This window comes from Streptomyces coerulescens (assembly GCF_042657965.1).
Lineage (GTDB): Bacteria > Actinomycetota > Actinomycetes > Streptomycetales > Streptomycetaceae > Streptomyces > Streptomyces coerulescens.
Window position 1 is genome coordinate 66,137 of the sequence record NZ_JBHSKM010000054.1, and the last position, 10,246, is coordinate 76,382.

A 10,246-nucleotide genomic window follows, 5' to 3' on the forward strand; every position below is an offset into this window, starting at 1 on the left:
CTCCTGCTCCTCCCGCTCACGCCTCTTGCGCTCCCGCTCCGCGTCGTCCTGCGCCTTGCGGTCGGCGGCACGTGAGTCGTCGTCGCTCTCGCCGCCGTCGGCCACGTCAGTCGTCGTCGCTCTCGCCGCCGTCGTCGTCATCGTCCTGTCGCGACTCGCGCTGCTGCTTGCGCCGCTCCTGCTCCTCCCGCTCACGCCTCTTGCGCTCCCGCTCCGCGTCGTCCTGCGCCTTGCGGTCGGCGGTCGAGTCGGTCGCCGGGTTCGCCGGGGTGATGGGTGACGGGCTCGACTCCAGGGGCGACACGGAGGCCGAGGCGGTCGGGCTGGGCTCGGTGTCGGACTTCGTGCTCTCCGTGGCGGCCTTGTCGGGCGAGAACCACAGCATGCCGAGCAGCATCGCGGCCACGAAGAGCGCCGCCGCCGCGACCGTGATCAGCAGATTCCGGCTGCCCGTGCCGGCCCCGGCCCGCGGACGGGAGCGCGCCCGGGAGGACCGCGCGGGGGAGCCCGAGTGCGCCCGGGACGCGGACGTGGAGTGGGACCGGGGCCGGGACGCGGAGTGGGACCGGGTGTGGGCACGGCCCGGTCCGCCGCGGGCGCGGGTCGGCGGGGTGCCCTGGTTCGAGGGCAGCATGTACGTGGTCGGATTCCCGGCCCCGCCCCTCCGGTCCGGACCGGAGGCACCGGAACCGGCACCGGCACCGGCCCCGGTCACCGGTGACGGGCGGGACGGGGCCGTCGCCTCCGGGAGCGGCTCGGCCCGGCCCAGCCAGGCCCCCTCGGCGAACCAGTCGGCGGCCTGCTGCGCGGCCGGACGGTGCTCGGGCTCCTTGGCGAGCAGGCCCAGGAGATAGTTCTCGAACGCGGGCGGCAGACCGGCGACGCCCAGCTCACGCGGCGGCACCGGAGCGGCGTCGAGATGCTGGTGAAGGATCGCGACGGCCGTGTCGGCCTGGAACGGCGGACGCCCGGTCAGCAGCTGATACAGCACGCAGCCCAGCGCGTACACGTCGGAGGCCGGGCCCGCGGGCTTCCCCAGCGCCCGCTCGGGAGCGAGATAGAGACTCGTGCCCACGATCTGCCCGGTCGCGGTGAGCGCGGCCCCCGGATCGTCGACGAAGCGGGCGATGCCGAAGTCACCGATCTTGAGAGTGCCGTCCGCGTCCAGCAGCAGATTGCCGGGCTTGATGTCACGGTGCACGATGCCCTGCCGGTGCGCTGCGGCCATCCCCGCGGCGGCCTGCGCCGCCATCCGCGCCACACGCTCGGCGGGCTGCGCCCCCGAGTGGGTCAGCAGCCGGGCGAGATTGTCACCCTCGACGAGCTCCATCACCAGGAACAGCCGGTTGTCGTACTCGCCGAAGTCCCGCACACCCACGACGTTCGGATGGTCGATCCGCGCGGCGGTCTGAGCCTCCAGCCGGAACCGGGACGTGGCCGTGGGATCGGAGTCCTGGGGCAGCAGGAGCTTGACGGCCACATGCCGGCCGAGCGTCTCGTCGTACGCCCGCCAGACCTCCCCCATCCCACCGCGCCCGATCGACTCACCCAGCCGGTAGCGGCCCGCTATCAGCACCTGTTCCCCATCCCTCATGCCGTAAGAGATCTCGACGCCGCAGGCCGTAACTCACCACGCAGGGACGGGTGATGGTGGGATGCCGCAGCCGCCCCAGCATACTGGCGGAGTGGATCAGTCACGTTCCGTACGCCGTCATCGACCGGCCAGGCAGCCGGCGTCGACCGGCCTCGACCGGCCCCGGTCGGCGGGACGCACGGCCGCCGGGCCGCATCACACGGAGCTGTTATGCCCGCGTGTCCCACGGAGCTGTTATGCCCGCGTGATGACCGGCCCGCCGGAGAGTGGGACGCGTGCGTGGGGGGCTCAGTGCGCGATGTCCGCGTAACCCTCGATCTCACGCGGATTGCGCGAACCCGGACCCACATAGCGCGCCGACGGGCGCACCAGGCGGCCGGTGCGCTTCTGCTCCAGGATGTGCGCCGACCAGCCCGCCGTACGGGCACACGTGAACATCGACGTGAACATGTGCGCCGGGACCTCGGCGAAGTCCAGGACGATCGCCGCCCAGAACTCGACGTTCGTCGCCAGGACACGGTCCGGACGGCGGGCGTGGAGCTCCGCCAGAGCCGCCTTCTCCAGCGCCTCCGCGACCTCGAAGCGGGGCGCGCCGAGCTCCCGCGCCGTCCGGCGCAGAACGCGGGCCCGCGGGTCCTCGGCACGGTAGACACGGTGCCCGAAGCCCATCAGACGCTCGCCGTTGTCGAGGGTCTGCTTCACATACGCCTCGGCGTCACCGGTGCGCTCGATCTCCTCGATCATGTGCAGAACGCGGGAGGGCGCGCCGCCGTGCAGCGGACCGGACATGGCACCCACGGCCCCGGAGAGCGCGGCGGCCACGTCGGCGCCGGTGGAGGCGATGACGCGGGCCGTGAAGGTGGAGGCGTTCATGCCGTGCTCGGCGGCTGACGTCCAGTAGGCGTCCACGGCGGCCACATGCTTGGGGTCGGGCTCGCCGCGCCAGCGGATCATGAACCGCTCGACGACGGACTGGGCCTTGTCGATCTCACGCTGCGGAACCATGGGCAGGCCCTGTCCGCGCGCGGACTGGGCGACGTACGACAGGGCCATGACGGCGGCCCGGGCCAGGTCCGCGCGGGCCTGCTCCTCGTCGATGTCCAGGAGGGGCTTGAGGCCCCACACGGGGGCGAGCATCGCGAGCGCGGACTGGACGTCGACGCGGATGTCACCGGAGTGCACGGGGATCGGGAAGGGCTCGGCGGGCGGCAGTCCGGGACGGAAGGCCCCGTCGACGAGCAGTCCCCAGACGTTGCCGAACGAGACATGGCCGACCAGGTCCTCGATGTCGACGCCCCGGTATCGCAGGGCGCCGCCCTCCTTGTCCGGTTCGGCGATCTCCGTCTCGAACGCGACGACTCCTTCGAGCCCGGGTACGAAATCGGACATCAGGCGGCTCCTCGTGATGTGTGCGACGGATGGGGTTGTGGGTGGAACGACCACATGTCTGTCGGCGGAGACGGGCTTACGCCGGGTGGATCCACGGTCGGGGGCTCGGAAACCGGGCTTGCGGGAATCCGAACCCCGTCGGACTCGCGGTCCGCGGCGTACCCCTGTGATGCCCCGTGCGGCTGGCGGTCATCCAACCGGAACGGCATCAGAACGATAACCCTGAGTGCCACCTTTTGGGGACCCCTACGGCACTCAGTGCCATGCAGTGGCGAAGGACACCGCGCCGGACGACGCCCGTTCGGATACGGCAAGATGACCGCGTGACCGACTCAGACTCCGTCGCCTACGACCCCGCCGGGCCCGCCCCCGACCCCGCCGCGATGCGCAAGCACTACCGGGCCGAAGGCCTCGCCGAGTCCGACCTCGCGGCCACTCCCGTGGCCCAGTTCGCCCGCTGGTTCAAACAGGCCGCGTCGGAGGCCCACCTCTTCGAGCCGAACGCGATGCTCGTCTCCACCGCGGACGCCGAGGGCCGGCCCAGCTCCCGCACGGTGCTGCTGAAGCAGTTCGACGAGCAGGGCTTCGTCTTCTACACCAACTACGGCTCCCGCAAGGCCCGCGACCTCGCCGAGAACCCGTACGTCTGTCTGCTCTTTCCCTGGCACCCGATGGCACGCCAGGTCATCGTCACGGGCGTCGCCCGCCGCACCGGCCGCGACGAGACGGCCGCCTACTTCCGCACCCGCCCGCACGGCTCCCAGCTGGGCGCCTGGGCCAGCACCCAGTCCACGGTCATCCCCTCCCGCGCGGAACTGGACGCCTCGTACGCCGAACTCGCCGCCCGCTATCCCGAGGGCGAGCAGGTCCCGGTCCCCCCGAACTGGGGCGGCTTCCGGGTGGCCCCGCAGACGGTGGAGTTCTGGCAGGGCCGCGAAAACCGCCTGCACGACCGCCTGCGCTATGTGGTGGAGCAGGACGGGGGGTGGCGGGTGGAGCGGCTCAGTCCGTGAGGGGTGGGGGCCATACAGGGCCCCAGGACAGCAGGCGACCCGCGAGCCTGGTCCTCCACTGGAGGAGCCGGTCGGACTACCGGCGGCCCGCGGGTCGGGTGACTGCTTTGGAATGGGCCGGCTGCACGCGTCTGTCACGTGCTGGCGCGGCACCGCACTGCGTGTGGTGGCGAGCCGCTAGCCCGCAGCCACCTCGCTCGTCCGGGTTTCATACATGTACCGGATCACCTCCTTTCGTGCGTGAGCCACACACTAGGAACGTGGTCGGCCCCCGATCAACCCGTTTTTCGAGATATTGACGCCAGAAGATTCCCCACCAGCGGATTCGCGTCGTCCCTGCGCCATGCCACCGCCACCCGCGTCCGCTCTTCGCCCGGCTCCACGGGTCGGAACGCCACGCCCTCGAGGCGGATGCGGCGGATGCTCGTGGGGGCGAGGGAGATGCCCAGGCCCGCTTCCACGAGGGCGCAGACCGTTTGCCATTCGACGGCTTCCTGGGTGACCCGGGGGGTGAAGCCCGCTGTGGCGCAGAGGGTGGTGATGCGGTCGTGGAGGCCGGGGCCCGCGTCGCGGGGGAGGAGGACGAAGGGGGCGTCGGCGAGGTGGTGCAGGGGCACGGTGCGGTGGGCGGCCAGGGGGTGGTTCGTGGGGAGTACGGCGACGAAGGGTTCCGTGAGGATCGTGCGGAACGCGAGCGTGGGGTCGTCGGCGGGGGGTTCGCGCAGGAGGCCGATGTCGATCGTCTCGGCGTGCAGGGCGGCCAGCTGGGGTGCTGTGGTCATTTCGGTGATGTCGAGGTGGACGTCGGGATAGTGCTCGCGGTGGGTGCGCAGCAGGCCTGGCAGGACGGTGAGGGCGAGGGATGCCGCGAAGCCGATGCGGAGGGCGCCGGTGTGTCCGGTGGCCACGGCGCGGGCGGCGGTGAGGCCGTCCGCGAGGGTCGTGAGGGCGTGGCGGGCGGCCGGGAGCAGGGCGTGTCCGGCGGGGGTGAGCGTGATGCGGCCGGGGGTGCGGGTGAACAGGGGGTGGCCGACCCTGGCCTCCAGGCGGCGGATCTGCTGGCTGAGGGGTGGTTGGGCGATGCCGAGGCGGGCGGCGGCGTGGCCGAAGTGGAGTTCCTCGGCGAGGACGGCGAAGGCGTGCAGTTGGGGGAGGGGGAGTTCGGGGCGTTCCGGGTTGTGGTCGGCGGCCATATCTCCAGGGGTATCACGTGGTCGTCGGTTCGGTATTGGACGTATGAGTGCGGGGCGACCTAGCGTTTTGAGCATGACAAAACAGCAGGTGGTGCGGCGGGCGGTGCTCAGCGGGTCGACGTTCGAGGAGGAGATCGGGTACGCGCGTGCCGTGGTCGACGGGGACTGGGTGCATGTGTCGGGGACGACGGGGTTCGACTACGCGGCGATGACGATCTCCGAGGACGTGGTGGAGCAGGCGGAGCAGTGTCTGCGGAACGTGGCGGCCGCCTTGGAGGAGGCGGGCAGTTCGTTCGCCGAGGTGGTGCGGGTGCGGTATCTGCTGCCGGAGCGGGCGGACTTCGAGCCGTGCTGGCCGGTGCTGCGGCGGTACTTCGGTCAGGTGCGGCCGGCGGCGACGATGATGGTGTGCGGTCTCGCGGATCCTCGTATGAAGATCGAGATTGAGGTGTACGCGCGCAGGGGAAATGGCACATGTGTCTGATCTTCGGATTGTTCCGGTGGACGGCGAGGCGATGCTTCATGAGTGGCGTCACGTCCACAACGTGATCGTCCCTCCTGCGGCCATGGACCTGGGTGAGGTGCGCGAGCGCAGCAGGCGGTACCGGCTGCGGAACGGGTACGTCGGTGATGTGCTCGTCGGCTGTTCGACCGTGCGGCCGCCGGCGGGCGAGGACGCGGTGGCGACGGTCATCGCGCGCGTGCTGCCCGAGTACCGGGGGCACGGGTACGGCACGAGGCTGTTCCGGCACGGGCTCGCGTACGCGCGCGTGCTGGGTGCCAAGGCGATCGAGACGTGTGTGCTGGCGGAGAACGAGGACGGGCTGCGGTTCGCGAAGGCGCGCGGGTTCGTCGAGACCGATCGGTACGTGGTGGACGGCGGGCCCGATCTGTGGGTGGACCTGCGGCTGGCGTAGGTCCACCCAGGCTCGTACAACGATTCCTTCAATCTTGGGGAACCCGGTGTGTGCTGGGTCACGTTCCAGTTAGATGATTGCGAGTGAGCGAACCGACGTGGCGTACGTACGGACGCGGCTTGGCAGGGGGTCCAGGTGAGTGCTTCCCGGCGTAGTGGGACCACCGACGAGCTGGGGCCGGACGAACCCGAGCGGGACGGTCCGGACGGTTCGGCGGGTGGTTCGGAGGGTTCGGCAGGCGGCTCGGATCTGTTGGCCGCGCTGCTGGACGGGATGGACGCGGCCCTGTGCGCCTTCGACGGGGACGGGGTCGTCACGCACTGGAACCGTGAGGCGGAGCGGATCCTGGGGTGGACCGCGGCCGAGGCGGTGGGGCGGCAGGGGTTCGCGGGGTGGGCGGTGCGGGAGGCCGACGCCGAGGAGGTCGAGGGGCGGCTGATGTCCGCCATGGAGGCGCCGGGGCGGCAGGTGCACGAGTTCGCGCTGCTGACCAAGGACGGCGGGCGGGTGCTCGTCCGTACGCAGTCGGCGGCCGTTCGGGGTCCCGACGGGAAGCCGGCGGGGGTGTACTGCGCGTTCAGCGAGGTGCACGCGCAGATCGATCTGGAGCGGTCGATCGCGCTGAGCGAGGCCCTGTTCGAGGACGCGTCGTGGGGTGTGGTGCTGGTCGACGCGGATCTGCGGCCGGCGGTTGTGAACGCTCACGCGGCGCGTGCGCTGGGCATCGGGCGTACGTCCGTGCTGGGGCGGCCGCTGGGTGAGCTGCTGGCGCAGGGCGTCGAGGAGCTGGAGAGCGCGCTCACGCATGTGCTGGCGGAGGGCGCGCCGCCGGCGCCGGCCGAGATCTGGGTGAGTGTGCGCACGCCGGACGGTGAGCGGCGTCGCTGCTGGCGGTGCGGTTTCGTACGGCTGGCCTCGCCGCTGGCGGAGGAGCCCGTTCCGTTGGGGGTGGGCTGGCTCTTCCAGGACATGACGGAGGCCAAGCAGGCGGAGCAGGAGGCCGCGATGCTGCGGTTCCGCACCAATCAGCTGCACCGTGCCGCGCGGGCCGCCGCCGAGTGCGAGGACCCCGCGGAGGCGGCGACGGTGCATCTGGATTTCGCGCTGGCCGGGTTCGCCGATCACGCGCTGATCGACCGGGTCGCGGGCGGGGCGGTGGCCGACCAGGCGGCGGGCGATGAGACGGCGGATCCCGTACGGCTCGTCCGGGTCGCCGTTACTCCGTCCGGTGCGCCGGGCCCGAGCTGGCTGGGCGGGGAGGCCGGGTTGCCCGTGCGGTACGCGGAGGGGCATCCGGCGTTGCAGTGCGTGGCGCGGGCCGGTTCGGTGCGGGCGGACGCGGGTGATCTGCCGCCGCAGCGGGCTCGTGAGTGGGCGGTGGCCCGGCAGTGGCCGGCGGACGCGGTGCACGTGCTGTGCGCGGTGCTGCGCAGCCGGGGCCGGACGCTGGGTGTCGTGACGTTCCTGCGCGGCTCGGGCCGGACCGCGTTCGGCCGCGGCGACGCGGTGTACGCGGAGGACGTGGCGGTACGGATCGCTTCGGCGCTGGATCTGGCGGGAGCGGTGGGCGGGGAGTAGGAGAGGCGGCCTTCTGGCCAGCTGGACGCCGGACGCCCCGACCTGGGCGGCCTTCCGGCCCTCCGGCCCTCCGGCCTTCTGGGCGGCGCCGGTCGTCCCGGGCTGCCCGGCCCGGAACCGCTCGACCGCTGGGCCCGCCCCCGCCCCGTCTCACTGCCGGTAGAAGATCCGGTCCCCGTACGTCTCGAACACTCGCCTGTTCCAGTCGTGGCCGCCGTCGACGTTGCCCGAGCGCAGGAGTGGGGGCTCGATGCCGCGGGTGGCCAGGGAGGCGGCCGCGGTGGCCATGACGGCCTGGAGGAGCGCCGAGGTGACGACCGTGGACGCGGGGGCGAAGGGGGCGGGGATGGTGTCGAGGGTGAGTTCCGCGTCGCCGATCGCGATCTTCGAGTCGAGGACGACGTCGCAGTGGTCCTTGAGGTAGGTGCCGGAGGAGTGGCGGGACGTCGTCTCCGAGGCGTACGCCACCGAGGTCACGCCGATGACCTTGACGCCGAGGGCGCGGGCGCTCATGGCCATCTCCACGGGGAGGGCGTTGCGGCCGGACAGAGAGATGATCACCAGGGCGTCGCCGTCGCGCAGGGGGGAGCTGTCCAGGACCACGCTCGCGAGGCCGTCGACGCGTTCGAGGGCGGAGCCGAGGGTGGCGGGCATGACGTCGACGCCGACGGCGCCGGGCACGGCCAGCAGGTTCATCAGGGCGAGGCCGCCCGCGCGGTAGACGATGTCCTGGGCGGCGAGGGAGGAGTGGCCGGCGCCGAAGGCGAAGAGCCGGCCGTCGGCGGCGACGGTGTCGGCGAGCAGGGTGCCGGCCGCCTCGATGTTCTCGGCCTCCTCGTCACGGACCCGCTGGAGCAGGCCGATCGCGGCGTCGAAGAACTGGTCGGCCGGCGTGCTGTCGCTCATACGGGGCCCTCCGGGGGTCGCGGGTGCGAGTGTGTCGCGGATCACCGTGCGGTCTGGACCAGTGCGGTGTCAATACGGTGCGTGTGCCCGTGACGCCTGTGCGGGTTCGGTGGGGCGGGCGCGGCGCCCGCGGCGCGTCACTCCGGCGGCGAAGGCCGTCGTACGCGGCCGTGGGGGCCGAGCGGATGCGGCCGTGGGGCGGAGCGGATGCGGCCATATAACCCCCTGGTTTCACCGGCTCGGCACGGTTGTCAGTGGTATCCGGCAGAATTGAGTGCAGGGCCAGCGCACGCGCCGTGGAGCTGTCTCGCTTCCGGCTGAGCTAATCGCAGAGCTAATCGAGGGGCACGTATGTCCGGACTGATCGACACCACGGAGATGTATCTCCGCACCATCCTCGAGCTGGAGGAGGAAGGTGTGGTCCCCATGCGCGCCCGGATCGCCGAGCGGCTGGACCAGAGCGGACCGACCGTCAGCCAGACGGTGGCGCGGATGGAGCGTGACGGGCTGGTGTCCGTGGCGTCCGACCGGCACCTGGAGCTCACGGACGAGGGGCGCCGGCTGGCCACCCGTGTCATGCGCAAGCACCGCCTCGCCGAGTGTCTGCTCGTCGATGTGATCGGGCTGGAGTGGGAGCAGGTGCACGCCGAGGCGTGTCGCTGGGAGCACGTGATGAGCGAGGCGGTGGAGCGGCGGGTGCTGGAGCTGCTGCGCCACCCGACCGAGTCGCCGTACGGCAACCCGATCCCCGGTCTTGAGGAGCTCGGCGAGAAGGACGGAGCCGATCCGTTCCTGGACGAGGGCATGGTCTCGCTGGCCGACCTCGACCCGGGGGCCGACGGCAAGACGGTCGTGGTCCGGCGGATCGGGGAGCCGATCCAGACCGACGCGCAGCTGATGTACACGCTGCGCCGGGCGGGCGTGCAGCCCGGCTCGGTTGTGAGCGTGACCGAGTCCGCGGGCGGTGTGCTGGTGGGCAGCGGTGGCGAGGCGGCCGAGCTGGAGGCGGACGTCGCCTCGCATGTGTTCGTCGCCAAGCGCTGACTGGGCGGCAGCTGTCCATCTCACGTTCTCTCCTGTGTAATTCCCGGTAAGGGAGCGGGAGTTGAGGCATCCCGTCGATGTGTTCCGTTCCAAGATTCAGTGCGCGGAATCGCAGCGCCCGGCCCATGCGCGTGCGAGGCTGTCGCATGAGGCATATGACCTGAGGTCTCTTGGTCGTGACGGACAGTGATGCGTCCGGCCGGGGAGGGGGCGCGAGGATGTGCCGTAAACGTGGAGAGGGCCCCGGCGCCGTGCGGCGCCGGGGCCTGTCCTCCCCTGTGCTGACCCGGAGCCCCGAGCTCCCAGGGTCATCCCCTTCGGACCGGTTTCCCCGAGCGGTCCGCCTCCCGGTGAAGGTCTCCCCTCGACGATGGCGATCAATCCTTGCGGGGGGTCACTCGAATGAGGGGTGTTGTCTGCGGTACCCCTTGTTTCGAATAGGGGTTCGATAGTCTGCGGGTGACAGGTCGGGTGGAACGTGCGCTTCAGGAATGTGCGCATAAGATCACGTCAGACACACAGGACATGCACATCGCGTGCGGGGGCATCCACGACACGTGCGGAGCAGGTGGCCCACGGTGCTCACGGAGGCGACGGCAGATACGGCAGGCA

Annotated in this window: 9 protein-coding genes; 5 read left to right on the plus strand and 4 right to left on the minus strand. The window is 71.5% G+C overall.

Annotation, left to right across the window (positions count from 1 at the left end):
• Nucleotides 1-106: 106 nt before the first annotated feature.
• A complete protein-coding gene (locus ACFPQ9_RS44500) occupies nucleotides 107-1,594 on the minus strand; it encodes a serine/threonine-protein kinase (protein WP_465269625.1) in 1,488 nt (495 codons plus the stop codon).
• 288 nt (nucleotides 1,595-1,882) lie between these two features.
• The gene (locus tag ACFPQ9_RS44505; protein WP_107906014.1) at nucleotides 1,883-2,983 is read right to left on the minus strand and encodes a citrate synthase 2; all 1,101 of its coding nucleotides are present in this window, start codon (nucleotides 2,981-2,983) and stop codon (nucleotides 1,883-1,885) included.
• A gap of 323 nt (nucleotides 2,984-3,306) precedes the next feature.
• Between ACFPQ9_RS44505 and pdxH the strand changes: the two genes are divergently transcribed.
• On the plus strand, nucleotides 3,307-3,996 hold the full coding sequence (gene pdxH / locus ACFPQ9_RS44510) for a pyridoxamine 5'-phosphate oxidase (RefSeq protein ID WP_380866183.1): 690 nt from the start codon (nucleotides 3,307-3,309) through the stop codon (nucleotides 3,994-3,996).
• A gap of 275 nt (nucleotides 3,997-4,271) precedes the next feature.
• On the opposite strand, the gene ACFPQ9_RS44515 is transcribed toward pdxH, so the two are convergent.
• Nucleotides 4,272-5,189 (minus strand): LysR family transcriptional regulator, encoded by a 918-nt coding sequence (locus ACFPQ9_RS44515; RefSeq protein ID WP_380866185.1) that lies wholly within the window; start codon nucleotides 5,187-5,189, stop codon nucleotides 4,272-4,274.
• A 73-nt stretch (nucleotides 5,190-5,262) separates the two neighbouring features.
• On the opposite strand from ACFPQ9_RS44515, the gene ACFPQ9_RS44520 reads away from it, so the two are divergent.
• From ACFPQ9_RS44520 to ACFPQ9_RS44530, 3 genes are all read left to right on the plus strand, one after another.
• Nucleotides 5,263-5,673 (plus strand): RidA family protein, encoded by a 411-nt coding sequence (locus tag ACFPQ9_RS44520; RefSeq protein WP_380866187.1) that lies wholly within the window; start codon nucleotides 5,263-5,265, stop codon nucleotides 5,671-5,673.
• Nucleotides 5,674-5,734: 61 nt separating this feature from the next.
• Nucleotides 5,735-6,106, plus strand: coding sequence for a GNAT family N-acetyltransferase (locus ACFPQ9_RS44525; RefSeq protein WP_380866189.1), 372 nt, complete (start codon nucleotides 5,735-5,737; stop codon nucleotides 6,104-6,106).
• Between the two features lie 135 nt (nucleotides 6,107-6,241).
• Nucleotides 6,242-7,684: a PAS domain-containing protein gene (locus ACFPQ9_RS44530; protein WP_380866190.1), complete on the plus strand. Its 1,443-nt coding sequence runs from the start codon at nucleotides 6,242-6,244 to the stop codon at nucleotides 7,682-7,684.
• Nucleotides 7,685-7,834: 150 nt separating this feature from the next.
• On the opposite strand, the gene ACFPQ9_RS44535 is transcribed toward ACFPQ9_RS44530, so the two are convergent.
• On the minus strand, nucleotides 7,835-8,590 hold the full coding sequence (locus ACFPQ9_RS44535; protein WP_380866192.1) for an SIS domain-containing protein: 756 nt from the start codon (nucleotides 8,588-8,590) through the stop codon (nucleotides 7,835-7,837).
• A gap of 351 nt (nucleotides 8,591-8,941) precedes the next feature.
• Here ACFPQ9_RS44535 and ACFPQ9_RS44540 point away from each other — a divergent pair, with 351 nt between their 5' ends.
• The gene (locus ACFPQ9_RS44540) at nucleotides 8,942-9,634 is read left to right on the plus strand and encodes a metal-dependent transcriptional regulator (RefSeq protein WP_123976148.1); all 693 of its coding nucleotides are present in this window, start codon (nucleotides 8,942-8,944) and stop codon (nucleotides 9,632-9,634) included.
• Nucleotides 9,635-10,246 lie beyond the last annotated feature (612 nt).

Coding starts and splice junctions, on each gene's coding strand:
- ACFPQ9_RS44500 (WP_465269625.1), bottom strand. CDS start 1,594: ATGAGGGATGGGGAACAGGTGCTGATAGCGGGCCGCTACCGGCTGGGT.
- ACFPQ9_RS44505 (WP_107906014.1), bottom strand. CDS start 2,983: ATGTCCGATTTCGTACCCGGGCTCGAAGGAGTCGTCGCGTTCGAGACG.
- ACFPQ9_RS44515 (WP_380866185.1), bottom strand. CDS start 5,189: ATGGCCGCCGACCACAACCCGGAACGCCCCGAACTCCCCCTCCCCCAA.
- ACFPQ9_RS44520 (WP_380866187.1), top strand. CDS start 5,263: ATGACAAAACAGCAGGTGGTGCGGCGGGCGGTGCTCAGCGGGTCGACG.
- ACFPQ9_RS44535 (WP_380866192.1), bottom strand. CDS start 8,590: ATGAGCGACAGCACGCCGGCCGACCAGTTCTTCGACGCCGCGATCGGC.
- ACFPQ9_RS44540 (WP_123976148.1), top strand. CDS start 8,942: ATGTCCGGACTGATCGACACCACGGAGATGTATCTCCGCACCATCCTC.